The organism is Vibrio sp. SCSIO 43097, assembly GCF_023650755.1.
GTDB classification, from domain to species: Bacteria; Pseudomonadota; Gammaproteobacteria; order Enterobacterales; family Vibrionaceae; genus Vibrio; species Vibrio alginolyticus.
Map to the genome: position 1 here is coordinate 261,359 of NZ_CP071840.1, position 17,088 is coordinate 278,446.

The 17,088-nt window shown below is 46.2% G+C and carries 15 protein-coding genes; 7 read left to right on the top strand and 8 right to left on the bottom strand.

Annotated elements, in window-relative coordinates; genetic code table 11:
- Positions 1–44: 44 nt before the first annotated feature.
- The 3 genes from J4N40_RS01240 to aspA form a co-directional block, all read right to left on the bottom strand.
- Complete coding sequence (locus J4N40_RS01240; RefSeq protein WP_062730812.1) at positions 45–1,877, bottom strand: protein-disulfide reductase DsbD; 1,833 nt, start codon at positions 1,875–1,877, stop codon at positions 45–47.
- 161 nt (positions 1,878–2,038) lie between these two features.
- A complete protein-coding gene (locus J4N40_RS01245; RefSeq protein ID WP_005382378.1) occupies positions 2,039–3,346 on the bottom strand; it encodes an anaerobic C4-dicarboxylate transporter in 1,308 nt (435 codons plus the stop codon).
- A gap of 176 nt (positions 3,347–3,522) precedes the next feature.
- Positions 3,523–4,974: an aspartate ammonia-lyase gene (gene aspA, locus J4N40_RS01250; RefSeq protein WP_005382379.1), complete on the bottom strand. Its 1,452-nt coding sequence runs from the start codon at positions 4,972–4,974 to the stop codon at positions 3,523–3,525.
- A 431-nt stretch (positions 4,975–5,405) separates the two neighbouring features.
- Between aspA and J4N40_RS01255 the strand changes: the two genes are divergently transcribed.
- The gene (locus tag J4N40_RS01255; RefSeq protein ID WP_250654338.1) at positions 5,406–5,924 is read left to right on the top strand and encodes an FxsA family protein; all 519 of its coding nucleotides are present in this window, start codon (positions 5,406–5,408) and stop codon (positions 5,922–5,924) included.
- Between the two features lie 70 nt (positions 5,925–5,994).
- Here J4N40_RS01255 and trmL read toward each other — a convergent pair whose 3' ends face one another.
- The 4 genes from trmL to J4N40_RS01275 form a co-directional block, all read right to left on the bottom strand.
- Positions 5,995–6,474 (bottom strand): tRNA (uridine(34)/cytosine(34)/5-carboxymethylaminomethyluridine(34)-2'-O)-methyltransferase TrmL, encoded by a 480-nt coding sequence (trmL, locus tag J4N40_RS01260; protein WP_025768811.1) that lies wholly within the window; start codon positions 6,472–6,474, stop codon positions 5,995–5,997.
- 136 nt (positions 6,475–6,610) lie between these two features.
- Complete coding sequence (locus J4N40_RS01265; RefSeq protein WP_005382382.1) at positions 6,611–7,219, bottom strand: superoxide dismutase; 609 nt, start codon at positions 7,217–7,219, stop codon at positions 6,611–6,613.
- Between the two features lie 174 nt (positions 7,220–7,393).
- Positions 7,394–8,788: an envelope stress sensor histidine kinase CpxA gene (gene cpxA, locus J4N40_RS01270; RefSeq protein WP_054579327.1), complete on the bottom strand. Its 1,395-nt coding sequence runs from the start codon at positions 8,786–8,788 to the stop codon at positions 7,394–7,396.
- Positions 8,788–9,477, bottom strand: a complete 690-nt coding sequence (locus J4N40_RS01275; RefSeq protein ID WP_005382384.1) for a response regulator — start codon at positions 9,475–9,477, stop codon at positions 8,788–8,790. The genes cpxA and J4N40_RS01275 overlap by 1 nt, the downstream gene beginning before the upstream one ends.
- A 190-nt stretch (positions 9,478–9,667) precedes the next feature.
- Between J4N40_RS01275 and J4N40_RS01280 the strand changes: the two genes are divergently transcribed.
- From J4N40_RS01280 to pfkA, 3 genes are all read left to right on the top strand, one after another.
- Positions 9,668–10,180, top strand: a complete 513-nt coding sequence (locus J4N40_RS01280; RefSeq protein WP_005386388.1) for a CpxP family protein — start codon at positions 9,668–9,670, stop codon at positions 10,178–10,180.
- Positions 10,181–10,291: 111 nt separating this feature from the next.
- The gene (gene fieF / locus J4N40_RS01285; RefSeq protein ID WP_053350704.1) at positions 10,292–11,200 is read left to right on the top strand and encodes a CDF family cation-efflux transporter FieF; all 909 of its coding nucleotides are present in this window, start codon (positions 10,292–10,294) and stop codon (positions 11,198–11,200) included.
- A 283-nt stretch (positions 11,201–11,483) separates the two neighbouring features.
- Positions 11,484–12,446 (top strand): 6-phosphofructokinase, encoded by a 963-nt coding sequence (gene pfkA / locus J4N40_RS01290; RefSeq protein ID WP_005381521.1) that lies wholly within the window; start codon positions 11,484–11,486, stop codon positions 12,444–12,446.
- 90 nt (positions 12,447–12,536) lie between these two features.
- On the opposite strand, the gene J4N40_RS01295 is transcribed toward pfkA, so the two are convergent.
- The gene (locus J4N40_RS01295) at positions 12,537–13,919 is read right to left on the bottom strand and encodes an MATE family efflux transporter (protein WP_115386349.1); all 1,383 of its coding nucleotides are present in this window, start codon (positions 13,917–13,919) and stop codon (positions 12,537–12,539) included.
- 240 nt (positions 13,920–14,159) lie between these two features.
- Here J4N40_RS01295 and J4N40_RS01300 point away from each other — a divergent pair, with 240 nt between their 5' ends.
- From J4N40_RS01300 to J4N40_RS01310, 3 genes are all read left to right on the top strand, one after another.
- Entirely contained in the window at positions 14,160–14,450 is a 291-nt protein-coding gene (locus J4N40_RS01300; RefSeq protein WP_005381516.1) for a co-chaperone GroES, read from the top strand.
- A 77-nt stretch (positions 14,451–14,527) separates the two neighbouring features.
- The gene (gene groL / locus J4N40_RS01305) at positions 14,528–16,174 is read left to right on the top strand and encodes a chaperonin GroEL (protein WP_005381509.1); all 1,647 of its coding nucleotides are present in this window, start codon (positions 14,528–14,530) and stop codon (positions 16,172–16,174) included.
- A 315-nt stretch (positions 16,175–16,489) separates the two neighbouring features.
- Positions 16,490–17,053: a VC2662 family protein gene (locus J4N40_RS01310; RefSeq protein WP_005381507.1), complete on the top strand. Its 564-nt coding sequence runs from the start codon at positions 16,490–16,492 to the stop codon at positions 17,051–17,053.
- Positions 17,054–17,088 lie beyond the last annotated feature (35 nt).

Genomic DNA, 17,088 nt, shown 5'->3' on the forward strand with positions numbered 1-17,088 from the left:
TAAAAAACGCCAGTGGACATCACTGGCGTTTGAATATCTGGTTATCAGAACTGCTTGATATGCTCTAAGAAAGGCTCGGCTTGCATAAAGCCCGTCAAACGAGCGTTTGAAACGTGTTCACCACTGGCATCCCAAAACTCAATTGTTGGTAAACCAAGCACACTCATGTGCTTCAGTAGTTCGATGTCTTGCACTTGGTTTTTGGTCACGTCCGCTTGCAGAAGAACGAAGTCTTGTAGTTTGGCTTCGACGCTTGGGTCATGGAAGGTGTACTTTTCAAACTCTTTACATGCTACACACCAATCGGCGTAGAAATCGAGCATGACGGGTTTACCTGCCGCTTTCGCAAGTGCCAGTTGTTCTTCAAGCTCCGCCACGTTAGCAATGCGAGTAAAGCTAACAGTGGCTTGCTGAGTTTGTGTTGTGCTGTTGCCAAACCAGTAATTTAAGATAGGTTGTGCTGAGGCTAGCAAACCTAAGACGGCGATTATGCCCACGGCACTTTGTTTCCAGCCACCAAACTCTAGACTGTTTTTGATGTGGTATAGCCAACCAAAAGCAGCAATACCCAGTGCTGACCACAGAATCGTTGACCACATTTCTGGCATGATACGTTCTAGTAAGAAGATAGGTGCGGCAAGCAGAATAAAGCCGAAGAGTGTTTTCACTCGGTCCATCCAACCACCTGCTTTTGGTAGCAGTTTGTTGCCGAAGACCGCAACAAGAATCAGCGGAATACCCATGCCCATCGCCAGCGCGTATAACGCGATACCACCGGTAAGCAAATCGCCGCTTTGTGCCACGTAAAGTAGCGCACCAGATAGAGGTGCCGTGGTACATGGTGAGCACACCAAGCCAGATATTGCCCCCATTGCAAACACGCCAGCACTGCTGCCGCCTTGCTGTTTGTTGCTGAGGTTGTTTAACCACGTTTGAACGCTGCTTGGTAGCTGCAATGAGTACAGACCAAACATAGACAAAGCGAGTGCGATGAACAGTACGCTCAAACCAATCAGCACATAAGGGTGTTGCATTGCCGCTTGGAACTGCATACCTGCAGATGCCACCACAAGGCCGAGTAGGGTGTAAGTCAGCGCCATGCCTTGCACGTAGACGAATGACAAGCCTAGCGCGCGGCGTTGGCTTAGTTTGCCACTGCCAAGCACTATGCTGGTCAGAATTGGGTACATCGGCAGCACACAAGGTGTAAACGCCAAGCCCACACCAAGCGCCAAGAACAGAAGTGGTGTCCACCAGTTATCAGCAAGGTTGGCTGCAAGGCTATCTTGCTGTGTTACTGGCGCTGATGGTGTGTCACCAGACGTAGATGATTGCGCCGCTGGTGGCGTTGCTGTTGGTGCCTGTTCTGCTTTTGATGCAGTTGTCGCCGTTGTTGAATCTGAGTTCGACGAAGTAAACGCGTTGATAGGAATCACGCGAGTTTCTGGCGGGTAACAGAAGCCTGCTTTCGCACAACCTTGGTATTGCACCACCACGCGCGCACCGTCTTGCCAATCATGCATTGGTACATTAACGAAGAGAGGTTGAGTATAGATATGCACGTCACCAAAGAATTCATCTTTATGCGGTGTGCCGTCTTCCATTTGCAGTTCGCCTAGCGATACTTTCTCACCAGCTACAGACAAGCGCTCTTGATATAGGTAGTACCCGTCACGTACCTGCCAATCGAGCATCAATTTGTCATCTTGCTGGTAGAAGTTAAATGGAAACGCCTGATCAACCGGAACAAAGCTGTCGCTGCTGCTACCAAAACTGTTGTTCTGGCTACTGTTAAACTGGTCTTTGCCAAATAAAGCTAAAGACGGAGTGGAAAAGGTAATGAGCCCTAAGAGTAAAACGGAAAGTAATGCGCGCATAAAAGAGTCAATTCATCTTAGATAATTGCCGTTAGTGTAACTCAATCAGACCCGGAGGCGAGTCAATAAGTTTCATGAAAATGAAGATTTATTGAGCATAAATCAAGACAACAGGCAATAAAAAAGGGAGCCGAAGCTCCCCGAGTAAGACTCTGTTTCTACTAGATCAGTAGACCACCGAATGCGAAGCCAAGTGCTACCGCAGAAGCGATGGTTACCACACCAGGTACAAAGAATGGGTGGTTGAATACGTACTTACCGATACGAGTTGAACCCGTGTCGTCCATCTCAACCGCGGCAAGTAGCGTTGGGTAAGTTGGCAGTACGAATAGCGCACTTACTGCTGCGAAAGATGCAACTGCGGTAAGTGGTGCCACACCGATAGCAAGTGCTGCTGGCATTAGCGCAACCGTGGTTGCACCTTGAGAGTAAAGCAGCATTGAAGCGAAGAATAGAACGAGTGCTAGCATCCATGGGTAGTCTGCTAGTAGCGCACCCGCAACTTCTTTGATGCCGTCAACGTGCGCGTTAACGAACGTAGAACCTAGCCATGCCACACCAAGAACACACACACACGCTGTCATACCAGAGCGGAATGTTGCTGCGGCTGGGATTTTGCCAGCATCGATTTTACAGCTCATTACGATAGCTGCCGCAGCTGCTAGCATTACCGTCATGATAGCTTCGTTACGACCTAGAGCAGGGTTCTCGATAAGGCCAACAGAGCCAGAAATTGCTGCTGCGTAACACACGACAAATGCGATTGCGCCTAGGAAGATGAATGTCGCTTTCTTCGCTGTTGGTAGGATTTCGCGTTTTGCTTCTGTATTTAGCTTGATTAAGCCTTTTTCTAGACGCTCTTGGTATTCAGCATCGTCTTTTAGCTCACAGCCCATGAAGTTCGCCACGAACGCACCGATCATGCACGCGATGAACGTCGTTGGGATACAGATTGCTAGTAGTGTTAGGTAGTCAACGCCAAATGGGTGCAGCATTGCCGCGAACGCTACAACAGCCGCTGAGATTGGTGATGCGGTGATAGCGATTTGCGATGCCACGACCGCGATAGACAGTGGACGAGAAGGGCGCACGCCTTGGCCTTTCGCTACTTCTGCAATCACTGGCAAAGTAGAGAATGCCGTGTGGCCAGTACCCGCCATTAATGTCATTAGGTAAGTTACGATAGGCGCATAAAAGGTGATGCGCTCAGGATGCTTGCGCAAAAAGTTTTCAGCAACTTGCACCATCCAGTCTAAACCACCAGCTACTTGCATTGCTGCGATAGCGGTGATTACAGACATGATGATCAAAATTACGTCAACGGGAATGTAAGCTTGGCTTGTTGGTACGCCCAAGATCAAAGACAACGCAATGACCCCAGCACCACCGGCAAAACCAATGCCGATACCACCGATTCTTGCCCCCAAATAGATGAAGAGCAGAACCACGAAGAGTTCGACCATGACCATATTGATACCTCTTTAGTTTTTTATTTGATTCTGATTTTTTGAACACTCAGGAACAGGAGTAAATGCTCAGAGAATGAGAACCTAGTGGCTTAGCGGCAATAAAAGCATATAAAAAATGTGGTTAACCGTATGAGAGCCTAAAAAAGGGGCCTGAGTGGCCCCCTTCGGATTCGTTATTACTCGTAACGTTTTGCTTTGTAAGTAGGATGCATGAAGTTTTCTACTGACAAGATTTCATCAAGCTCCTCTGCTGTAAGCAGACCGCGCTCTAGCACGACTTCACGAACACTCTTGCCAGTTTCTGCACAAATCTTACCTACGATGTCACCTTCGTGGTGGCCGATGTATGGGTTTAGGTAAGTGACGATACCGATAGAGTTGTAAACGTAGTTTTCGCAAACTTCTTTGTTCACAGTGATGCCGTCGATACATTTATCGCGTAGGTTCACACACGCATTGTGTAGTAGAGAGATAGACTCAAACACACTTTGTGCGATCACAGGTTCCATTACGTTTAGCTGTAGCTGACCGCCTTCTGCTGCGAAAGAAACCGTGTTGTCGTTACCGAGAACTTTGAAGCAAACTTGGTTTACTACTTCTGGGATAACTGGGTTTACTTTAGCTGGCATGATTGAAGAGCCTGCTTGCATTTCAGGTAGGTTCAATTCATTTAGACCCGCACGAGGACCAGAAGAAAGTAGACGAAGGTCGTTACAGATCTTCGATAGTTTCACTGCTAGGCGTTTTAGCGCGCCGTGAGTCATTACGTATGCGCCACAGTCAGACGTTGCTTCGATCAGGTCTTCTGCTGCAACAACATCAAGGCCTGTTACTTCCGCTAGGTGTTTTACTGCAAGCGCTTGGTAGCCAGTTGGTGTATTTAGACCAGTACCGATTGCGGTTGCGCCTAGGTTGATTTCTAGGAGGAGTTTAGATGTGTAATCTAGAGCACGAATCTCTTCGTTTAGTGTTACCGCCCACGCATGGAACTCTTGACCAACTGTCATTGGTACCGCGTCTTGAAGCTGAGTACGGCCCATTTTCAGTACATCTTTAAACTCAACGGCTTTAAGTTCGAATGCGCCTTTTAGGTACTCAATTGCTTCCATTAGCTTGTGTACGCTGTTGTATACCGCAATACGGAAACCTGTTGGGTACGCACAGTTGGTTGATTGGCTCTTGTTTACATGGTCATTTGGGTTAACAAATTCGTATTGGCCTTTCTCTTTACCCATCAACTCAAGCGCGACGTTTGCGATCACTTCGTTCGTGTTCATGTTAACTGAAGTGCCTGCACCGCCTTGGAATACGTCTGATGGGAACTGATCCATACACTTGCCAGTTTCTAGGATCAAATCACACGCTTCGATGATGTAGTTTGCAACGTCTTTTGGAATAGCGCCAAGTTCTTTGTTTGCTAACGCTGCTGCTTTTTTGGTCATTACCATGCCGCGTACAAATTCTGGTACGTCAGAGATGGTCATATTGGAGATGTTGAAGTTCTCGATCGCACGTAGCGTATGAATACCGTAGTACGCATCTGCAGGGACATGACGTTGACCTAATAGATCTTCTTCAATACGAGTGGCTGGGTTTGCTGTTTTTGGAGCATCAGATAGGGTAGCCATAGCAGGATCCTTAGATGATAATTCTGATAATAAAGTTATTTATTAGCCATTTCTGCAATCTAGAATCCATTCATCAGAATTTTTGGCTGGAAAATCCGTCCTGACTTATGTGGCACATGATACTGCACCTAGCGCATAAAAATAGTAACTAGATCACCTTTTTCGTTTTTCATGAGTCAATAATTTGCAAAGTATGAACGGGTTATTAATAACCCTTTATGGGTACTCGATTTTCCTCGACAAACATGAGTTTTTAGAGTTCGAAATTAGCACTTTAAAAGCACGAAAAAATCGGTATGCAATTGAATGAAACGCGCTCCCGCTACTTTGTCTAAAAGAGAAGGAGACCAGTATGAACACGCTTTTTTACAACGATTCGTTTGAGCTTAGTCTGCTTTTACCATTACACTGAATTAAACAAAGGAGGGCGTGTGTTTCCTATCTTATTATTAGCGTTTATTTTTGTTCCGATCATTGAAATCGGCTTATTTATTCAGGTGGGCGGCTTTTTAGGTTTATGGCCGACCATTGCACTAGTCTTAATCACGGCATTTGTTGGTGCATCGTTGGTTCGTAGCCAAGGTATACAAACACTGATGTCAGTACAGGGGCGTCTTGAACAAGGTGAAATTTCAGCCCAGCAAATTTTTGAAGGCGTAATGCTAGCGGTGGCTGGCGTGCTACTGTTAACCCCGGGCTTTATGACCGATGCCCTTGGTATGTTGGTGTTGCTTCCTGCGCCACGCGCCGCGATAGCTAAATACTTGATGAGCAAAATGGTGGTGAAAACCATGCATGGCGGTGGCTTCCAAGGTGGTTTCTCTAACCAGGGGCCATTTGAGCAAGACCCGTTCCGTCGTGACCCATTTGATTCCCAGTCAGATAATGGCAATACCTTCGAAGGGGAATACGAGCGTAAAGACGATGATGATCGCAACAAGCTCAACTGATTGAGTTAGACAGTAAAGAAAATAAAAGGGTGCACCAAGCGCCCTTTTCTGTATTTGGAATTCGTGCTGCTTACAATGCGCCTTCAAAGCCCATTTGACGCCATGCTTCAAAAGCAATGATCGCAACGGCATTCGAAAGGTTTAGGCTGCGCGCATCTGGCATCATTGGAATGCGAATACGCTGCTCCATTGGCAAGCTATCGATGATTTCAGCAGGCAAACCACGAGTTTCTGGACCAAACATCAAAACATCACCCGTTTGGTATTGTGCATCAACGTGGTGACCTGTGGTTTTGGTGGTGCAGGCAAACAATCGGTAGTTACCTTGCTTCTCTTTCTCTAAATATTCTAAGAACGCTTGATAGTTTTTATGACGCGTTACGCGAGCTAAATCATGGTAATCCAAACCAGCGCGGCGGACTTTTTTCTCTTCAAGATCGAAACCCAGAGGTTCAATTAAGTGAAGGTTTGCACCGCAGTTGGCGCATAGTCGAATGATGTTGCCGGTGTTCGGCGCGATTTCTGGTTCGTATAAAGCGATATCAAACATGGTATTGAAATAGAGTTGGTCAAAGAGAGGGGCAGTATATACCCAAGTCACCGAAATATGCGAGATTCAGCAAGATTGACCTGGGTATGAAAGCAGGCATTAGCGCGGATGTTAATACCGTAAGTAGCGATGCTCTTTATAAGAGAGCGTGAGCATAGTTTTCTTCAACTGCTCGCCAGTTGACGACGTTCCACCACGCATCAATATATTCTGGGCGACGGTTTTGGTAGCTGATGTAATACGCGTGCTCCCACACGTCTAATGCGAGGATTGGTTCACCGCGCACATCCACTACATCCATCAGAGGGTTGTCTTGATTACTGGTGGACGTAATGTGAATCTCACCATCTTTTACGATCAGCCATGCAAAGCCAGACCCAAAGGTATTGATGGCAGCTTGGGCAAACGCCTCTTTAAATTGCGCAAAGCTACCAAATTTATCGTTAATTGCTTGAGCAAGCGCGCCTTGAGGCTCTCCGCCACCGTTTGGTGACATGCAATTCCAATAAATGATGTGGTTGTAATAGCCGCCACCATTATTACGTACTGCTGGACTGAGCTTAGAGATATTGTCAAAGATCTCGTCTAATGACTGAGTTTCGAGCTCGCTCCCTTCAACGGCATTTACAAACTTATCAAAGTACGTCTTGTGGTGTTTGCTGTAATGCACTTCCATGGTTTTCGCGTCGATGTACGGCTCTAGTGAATCGTACGGGTAAGGCAGAGCGGGAAATGTATGTGACATAGTAAATCCTCCTTAATTGGAAAATTTACTTTAATGCTAACGATAATTATTATCAACTTTGATCTTTGTAAGGGTATTCTAAGAAGCCTCACCAATTTCTAAAGTGAGGGTGGGGCTGTGAATCACTCACTCTAGAAATATGGTGCGAATTATTGTTAGTTCATCAAATTGAGACTAACAATTGATCGGTAAGGTGATACTCATACGCAATCCGCCTAAAGGACTTCGGCTGGCTGCGATCGTGCCACTGTGCTGGCGAATGGCACTTTCGGTAATGGTTAGGCCGAGACCTGTGCCGCCAGAGTGGCGATCGCGTGCCGTGGAAACGCGATAGAACGGGCGAAAAATCGCGGCCAGTTCCTCTTCTGGTACACCTTCTCCATTATCGTCAACCGTGATACGAAGCGTATCGTCATCGGCTTTGATGTCGATTTGTACCTCATCTTTTCCGTAGTAAATGGCGTTACGAACGATATTTTCCACCGCACTCATCAGCAGTTTAGGGTTACCGGAAATATTGCGCTTAGGTAATTCTGAATAGTGTAGCTGTTTGCCCATTTGCTCTGCTTCAAACTGCGCATCTTTAATGATTTCTTCCCATAAACTTTCTAGTGGCTGTGTTTCGCGAGTCATATGACTGTTCGCCTGCATGCGAGAAAGCTCTAATAGTTCGCTGATCATCTGTTCCAAGCGCTGCGCTTCGGTATCGATACGAGTCAGTTCTGGGCTTTCGCCTTGTTTACGCGTCGCTAATGCGCTTGCCATGCGCAGACGAGTTAAAGGTGAGCGCAGCTCGTGAGAGATATCGGATAGCAAACGTTGTTGTCCTGAAATCATTTGATTAACCGCTTCGACCATCTGGTTGAAGCTGCTGCCTGCTTGACGAAATTCCGCCGTACCTTTTTCTAAATTTGGGTCTGTGACAAATTCACCTTTCGCCACACGTTGAGCAGCGGCTTCAAGACGACGTGCAGGCTGACTCAAAGCCCAAGCAAGCCATAACAGCAATGGTGTACTAACCAGCATGACCGCAAGCAAGAGCTGGAATGGGTGATCAAACAGACGCAGGAGTAGAGGTGGTGGCTCATTCCACTTGAAGCCCACGTACATCAAGATATCGGAACCTGCCAAAGTGATAGGAATTGGGCCCGCAATCATGTATCGACCATACAGCTTCTGCTTTGGATTATTGTAATCTTCGATACTGGTGACAAAGTTTTGCATGGCACGCAATTGAAAATTGCTGCGTTTTTCTGTCGTAAGAACATTACCGCTGTAGTCAGAAAAAAAGACTCGTGGGCGAGGGTCGTGCTTGCCGTGGCGGTTGCCCTCGATACGAAAAAGTATGCGGCCTAAATCAGTTTGCTGGCTGTATTTTTGTTGGATTGAGTCACGCGTTTCTACCATACGTTTGTAGTGTTCTTCTGGAATATCGCGAGCTTTGCGTGGGTCCAAATGTGGCAGTGATAGCACGGCTATCAATACTAATAACATGGTGAACCAAAAAATGGCAAAGATGCGTCCATACAGGCTATTGATGTTTGGCAGTTTGATGCGTGATAGGTGCATTAATCCTCCTCAAGCAGCATGTAGCCACGACCACGCAGGGTTTTAATTCGCGGCTTGCCATTGCTTTGATCTGGTAATTTTTTACGTAAGTTCGAGACATGCATATCGATAGCGCGATCAAAAGCAGCGAGTCGTTTACCAAGCACATCTAAGCTCAGTGTCTCTTTGGTCAGCACTTGTCCTGGGTTTTGTACGAAGTGGGTGAGTAGCGCAAACTCGGTTGCTGTGAGATCGAGTAACTGTTGCTCACAATACGCTTCTTGCTTACCGGGATAGAGGCGGATTTCTTGATACTCAATGCAATCGCTGTTTTTGGTATTTTTTTGTGTGCTGCTAGTGCGGCGTAAAATCGCGCGGATTCGCGCTAGCAGCTCTCGGTCACTAAAAGGTTTTGGTAAATAATCATCCGCGCCCAGTTCCAAGCCGATCACGCGATCAATTTCTTCCCCTTTAGCGGTCAGCATCAAGACGGGAGTTTCCCAATTTTCACGTAAGCGTTTCAGCGTTTCCATGCCATTGAGTTTTGGCATCATGACATCCAACAAAATCAAATCAATCTTATCATTGATCGCGGCTAAGCCGGCTTCACCGTCATTTGCTTCGCTGACGTCAAACCCTTCGAAACTGAGTACTTCTTTTAATAAGCTAGTTAGCTCGATATCGTCATCGATTAAAAGAATGTTTGCCATGGGGGCACCTATAGTAAGTTACCGATAGCCTAATATTACATTGGAATGATGCGCAACGAAGAGGAGAAAAATCACTCTTTACGATTCTTTACGCTCCCTATACGTCGCTTTACCTAGCGGGTCGTATTCTATACTCAAGCGCTGTGAGAACAGCTCAGAAGAACCACTCACCTGTGTAAGGAATCGTATTATGAAGTCTGCAAAAAAACTTGTGTTAGCTGCTGTTGTTCTACCTCTTACTCTTGGCGCCGCAAGCGCATTCGCTTACGGTGGTAAAAACCATCATAAAGGCCCTCGTGACGAATGCGGCATGGGTATGGACCGAGGTGTCATGCGTCAACTAGACCTGACTGATGCACAAAAAGATCAGCTAAAAGAAATGCGTGAAGCAAACAAAGCAGAAATGAAAGCAAAATTCGCTGATGGCAAAGAAGCACGTATGGCTGAGCGTCAAGCGCATCACGCAAAAGTACAATCGCTTTTGCTGGCGGATAACTTTGATGAAGCTCAAGCTAGCGAATTAGCAAAAGAGATGGTTGAGCGCCAAACGGAACGTCGCGTGCAAATGCTAGAAAGAAAGCACCAAATGCTTAGCGTATTAACACCTGAGCAGAAAGCGAAATTTGTTGAGCTACAAAATGAACGTATGCAAGAGTGTGGCGACAGAATGCACAAGCGCATGGAAAAGTCGCGCAATAATTAAGTCATGAATTGATGTTATATAAAGAGGCAGCCATTGGTTGCCTCTTTTTGATCTGGTTATTTCATGGTCATTCAATATACTCAACGTATGGTTTTAGTTAACTCTTTGATTATGAAACAGCAATACGCACGTTTAGTTACGACCGCCGCTTGGACTGCAACCATTGTGGCGACGCTTCTTCTGATAGTAAAAGTCATCACGTGGTGGGTAACCGGCTCAGTGAGCTTATTGGCGTCATTGATTGACTCCATGTTAGATATCGCGGCTTCGGTTGTGAATCTTGTGGTGGTTCGTTACGCCTTACAACCGGCAGACCGCGAACATGCGTTTGGACATGGTAAAGCTGAGTCCTTAGCGGCCCTAGCCCAAGCAATGTTTATTTCGGGCTCGGCAGTATTTTTGATTCTTAACGGGATTGACCGATTTTTCCGCCCGCATGCTTTACACGCACCGGAGTTAGGTGTGTATGTATCGCTGTTTGCGATTGTGGTCACACTTGGCTTGGTGATGTTCCAAAAACATGTGGTTCGCGTGACGGGGAGCCAAGCAATAGCGGCGGATTCTCTGCATTATCAGACTGACTTGTATATGAATGCTGCGATCATGGTTGCTCTGGGGCTCAGTTATTTTGGAGTGACTCAAGCGGATGCTGTGTTTGCGATTGGTATTGGTGTCTTCATTCTTTATAGCGCTTTCAAAATGGTCAGCGAAGCGATTCAAACCTTACTTGATAGAAAGTTGCCCGATGAAGAACTTGAGCAAATTAACCAAGCTTGTTTGAGCGTAAAAGGGGTATTGGGCGTGCATCAGTTACGCACGCGAATGTCCGGACCGACGCGCTTTATACAGTTGCATTTAGAGCTAGACGATAACTTACGATTAATTGAGGCGCATTACATCGCTGATAAAGTGGAAGATAATTTATTGGCTCTGTTTCCTGATGCGGACGTATTGATCCATCAAGATCCATTGTCTGTCGTTTTCGGACCTGAGAAAGAGCAGAAAGCGCAAGATTGGTAGGCTTGAAAAATCCATCAGTGCCCGACGACAAAAAGGTACTTATTGACTATCTTTCCATCAATACTTATTAAGATTCGTGATCCTGATATGAATCAACAAAGTTTCATAGAGAAACTGTAATACTCTTACATAAGTAGAAAAGTTACATAAAAAAGTGCGTTTTCATTGGTAATCCTGTAGAGGAAATGTAACATAACGCACAGTTCTGGATTATGCAGGTTGCTTGGTAACAAGGGGCCTAAAAGAAAATTAAATAATTGATTGCCAAAGATCGAGGGTGAGCATGATTAAGAAGATCGGTGTTTTAACAAGTGGCGGTGACGCACCTGGTATGAACGCTGCGATACGCGGCGTAGTACGTACAGCACTATCCGAAGGATTGGAAGTATTCGGTGTGTACGACGGCTACCTAGGCCTATACGAAGGCCGCATCGAGAAGCTAGATCGTTCTAGCGTTTCAGATGTGATCAACAAAGGTGGTACGTTCCTAGGTTCTGCACGTTTCCCTGAATTTAAACAAGTGGAAGTTCGTGAAAAAGCGATTGAGAACCTGAAAAAACATGGTATCGATGCACTAGTGGTAATCGGTGGTGATGGTTCGTACATGGGTGCGAAGAAACTGACTGAAATGGGTTACCCATGTATCGGTCTTCCGGGCACAATCGACAACGATATCGCAGGTACGGATTACACTGTGGGCTACCTAAGTGCACTAAACACCGTTATCGATGCAATCGACCGTTTACGTGATACTTCTTCATCTCACCAACGCATTTCAATTGTAGAAATCATGGGCCGTCACTGTGGTGATTTGACTCTGATGTCTGCAATTGCGGGCGGTTGTGAATACATCATCACTCCGGAAACTGGTCTAGACAAAGACAAGCTGATCAGCAACATCCAAGATGGTATCGCTAAAGGTAAGAAACACGCGATCATCGCGCTTACTGAGCTAATGATGGATGCTAATGAACTAGCACGTGACATCGAAGCCGCGACAGGTCGTGAAACTCGTGCAACAGTACTTGGTCACATCCAACGTGGTGGTCGTCCAACTGCATTTGACCGCGTACTAGCATCTCGTATGGGTAACTACGCTGTTCACCTATTGATCGAAGGTCATGGTGGTCGTTGTGTAGGTATCGTGAAAGAGCAACTTGTTCACCACGATATCATCGATGCAATCGAGAACATGAAGCGTCCAGTACGCAACGATCTATACAAAGTTGCTGAAGAGTTGTTCTAAGCAAGTTTGAAATAGATAAACAAAACCGCGGCTTTCCGCGGTTTTTTTGTATTTGAGAATCAACAAAAAGAAACTAGCGATAGACGAGTGTTAAGACACGCTGCTCTGCTCTATGAGCGTTAATTTTCGCTCGCGCAGCGCAAACAAGTAGCCCAGTAGCCCACCCAACGTATTCCCAACCGCGATACCGATAAACAAGCCTTCAATACTGTAGATTTGGCTCCCGATCCACGCCGATGGCAAGGTAAAAATGAACAGCCGCATAAAGCTCCACTGGAATGCACGCAATGGCTTGTGCATCGCATTCAAACCACTGACTAACATCATCACTATGCCTTGGAAGCCATAACTAAATGGCACCACCAGTAAATAATGCCAAAGCAGGTTTTTCACCGCATCTTCCTGAGAAAACAGCGCAGCCAGAGGAATGCTCAGTGGCACCATCATCAAGAAGATAAACCCTTGGAATACCACTGCAAAACGCATGCTAATAAATAAACCGGAAAAGGCTCGTTGCGGTTGTTTGGCTCCTAAATTTTGTGCCATAAACGGTGTGAGGGCAGAGGTCAGCGACATCAATACTAAAATCAATATAGACTCAATACGCTGCGCTGCGCCGTAAGCAGCAACCGCCGCTGTACCGTGGTTGGATAACAGCATCATCAGAATGGCACCGGACAACGGATTCATCGCGTTTGATAGCGCTGCAGGGGTACCAATTTTTAGTGTCTGTTGCCAGTCTTGTTTCAGCAAAGCCCATTGGGGTTGAGCAAGCAATTTTTCCCGTTTAATTAGCACATAGAATGAGCCACACAAAGCACCTAACCAGCTAAAGGCACTTGCTATGGCTGCGCCTTGAATGCCAAGTTCCGGAAAAGGGCCATAACCGAAAATCAACAATGGATCGAGCATGCCATTAATCAAACCAGCCAACATCATTACTTTTGCTGGTGTTTTTGTGTCGCCAGTAGCTCGGATAGCACTGTTGCCCGCCATTGGGATCACTAGCAGAGGAATGGTGAGATACCAGACCTGCATATACTGCTCAATAAGAGGGATGAGATCATCAGACGCACCAAGAAAACGAAACAATGGCGAAATGGTGGTAAAGCCAATAGAAGACGCGATAGCCACAAGTAACACGGCTAATAACAAACCGTGGGTGGTGAACCGTGCAGCTTGTGGTGCATGACCTTGCCCAAGCAAGCGACCAATATTGGTCGATAGTCCCATCCCAATCCCCATCGTAATGCAGTTAACCGCAAAGGTGACAGGGAAGGTATAGCTGATAGCTGCTAGCGCTTGAGTGCCAAGCAACGAGATGAAAAACGTGTCCACCAAGTTAAACATCAAAATTGCGATCATGCCCATGGTCATGGGTACGGTCATTTTCCGCAGCGTTTCAGGAATGGGTGCGGTCAACAAACCATGCTTATCGGTCGCTTGGGGTTCCAGCTTGTTATTTTCCTGCATGTGTGACAACTATCTGGTGAGCAAAATGCAAGGATACAAGAAAGCGAGATGCCGAGCGAGTGAGCATTTCTAACGCAAACCGTTGCCTAGTTGTTCGTTATTTTAACTAAGTCACAAAAATTTTGTGCCACCCCCTTGGGATCGCTGCTTCGACCCCTTATATAGGGATCACGTGTCTGGGGCTACAGTCCCTAAGGACAATTATCAAATAAACATGGAAATTTTCAGGAGAGACGACCGATGAACATTCGTCCATTACATGACCGAGTTATCGTTGAACGTAAAGAAGTTGAATCTAAGTCTGCTGGTGGCATCGTTCTGACTGGTTCTGCTGCAGAAAAATCGACTCGCGGTGTTGTTCTAGCTGTGGGTAAAGGCCGCATCCTAGAAAACGGCACCGTACTGCCACTAGACGTTAAAGTCGGTGATACCGTTATCTTCGCTGAAGGTTACGGTACAAAAACTGAAAAAATCGACGGTAAAGAAGTGCTTGTCATGTCTGAAAACGACATCATGGCGATCGTTGAATAATAGCAATCATTGAGTAATTTTTTGCTCAGATTCAATTACGAAATTACACACAAAGAATTTTAGAAAGGAAATCAAAGATGGCTGCTAAAGACGTTAAATTTGGTAATGACGCACGAGTTAAAATGCTGGAAGGTGTAAACGTTCTGGCTGACGCAGTAAAAGTAACACTGGGTCCTAAAGGACGTAATGTCGTTCTAGACAAATCTTTTGGTGCACCAACTATCACTAAAGATGGTGTATCAGTAGCGCGTGAAATCGAGCTGGAAGATAAATTCCAGAACATGGGCGCACAAATGGTTAAAGAAGTTGCGTCTAAAGCAAACGACGCAGCGGGTGACGGTACAACAACAGCAACGGTACTAGCGCAATCTATCGTTAACGAAGGTCTAAAAGCAGTCGCAGCGGGCATGAACCCAATGGATCTTAAGCGCGGTATCGACAAAGCTGTTGCAGCGGCAGTTGAGCAACTAAAAGAGCTTTCTGTTGAATGTAACGACACAAAAGCGATCGCGCAGGTTGGTACTATCTCTGCAAACTCAGACGCAAGCGTAGGTAATATCATTGCAGAAGCAATGGAGCGTGTGGGTCGTGATGGCGTTATCACGGTTGAAGAAGGTCAGGCGCTACAAGACGAGTTAGACGTAGTAGAAGGTATGCAGTTCGACCGCGGTTACCTGTCTCCTTACTTCATCAACAACCAAGAATCAGGCAGTGTTGATCTAGAAAACCCATTCATTCTTCTTGTTGATAAGAAGATCTCAAACATTCGTGAGCTTCTTCCAACGCTAGAAGCTGTTGCGAAAGCATCTCGTCCACTGCTTATCATTGCAGAAGATGTAGAAGGCGAAGCGCTAGCAACATTGGTTGTGAACAACATGCGTGGCATCGTAAAAGTTGCAGCTGTAAAAGCACCTGGCTTCGGTGACCGCCGTAAAGCAATGCTACAAGACATCGCTATCCTAACTGGCGGTACTGTGATTTCTGAAGAGATCGGTCTAGAGCTAGAAAAAGTTGCACTAGAAGACCTAGGTCAAGCGAAGCGTGTTTCTATCACGAAAGAAAACACGACTATCATCGATGGTATCGGTGAAGAAGAGATGATTTCTGGCCGTGTTGCTCAGATTCGTCAACAAATCGAAGACGCAACTTCAGACTACGACAAAGAGAAACTACAAGAGCGCGTTGCTAAACTGGCTGGCGGTGTTGCAGTAATCAAAGTTGGTGCTGCGACTGAAGTTGAAATGAAAGAGAAGAAAGACCGTGTAGAAGATGCGCTAGCCGCAACTCGCGCAGCGGTTGAAGAAGGTGTTGTTGCTGGTGGTGGTGTTGCACTTATCCGCGCGGCATCTAAGATTGCTCACCTAACGGGTGACAACGAAGAACAAAACGTTGGTATCCGCGTTGCACTACGTGCAATGGAAGCGCCAATCCGTCAAATCACGAAGAACGCAGGTGAGGAAGACTCAGTTGTTGCGAACAACGTGAAAGCGGGTGAAGGTAGCTACGGCTACAACGCGGCAACAGGCGAATACGGCGACATGCTAGAAATGGGTATCCTAGATCCAACTAAAGTTACTCGTTCTGCACTACAATTCGCAGCATCGGTTGCAGGTCTGATGATCACAACTGAAGCGATGGTTACTGACCTACCGCAAAAAGACGCGCCAGCGATGCCTGACATGGGCGGCATGGGTGGCATGGGCGGTATGGGCGGCATGATGTAAGCCAGCTTATCTCATCGCTCTAAGGGAGCCCTTATAGCGGAAAGATAACCGACCAAACCTTTAAAAGTCGAGGCAGATGCCTCGACTTTTTTTATGCGTGTCACCTGAGAAACATGACGTTCTGGAGTGGCTTATCATGAGATTTCTGAGCGTAAAAAGCGCCATTTCAGAAGCAAAAAATCGAAGAGAAATATTTTTTCTTTTGAGTCAGATGGTTAAATCTGACCTATTGCTAACACTTTTTGAACGGGGACAGAGCAAAATCTGAACATTACACTATGTTGTAAATTGTTGCTTCCCATCATGGAGATGAAAATGAAAAAGCTTATGACGTCATTGGCGGTTGCAGCCGCTATCGCATCACCTGTTGCTTTTGCCGACAGTACACCTGTGATGTTCTCTACTATCGATAACACAAACGCACCCTCTAATTCTTCAGTAGGTGGCGTTCGTTTAGCTGTGTTGCATGGGCAGGTAAATGAGGTTAAAGGTGTCGACTTTTCACTGCTTGGTATGTCAGAAACGGATCGTACGACAGGTGTGAACTTCGGTCTGTTTTTTGGCGCAGCAAAAGTAAATCAAGAAATGAAAGGCGCGTCTTTAGGCTTAGTTAACTGGAACCAAGGTCAGACGACGGGTGTTAACTTGGGTGCTGTTAACATTACGAACAACGTAAAAGGCTTGAACTGGAGCGCGGTGAACTATTCTGAAGGCTACACCATGGCGGATGTGGGCTTAGCGAGTATCTCTAAGAAGTCTAATTTCCAGTTTGGTTTCTTCAACATGACCGATCAAATCGATGGTGTGCAAATTGGTCTTCTGAACTGTGCGGATAACGGTTTCTTCAAGTGTTTCCCACTCATCAACTTTGCTAAGTAATCCCTGAGAAAGTCAGAATCTTTATATACAGAAAG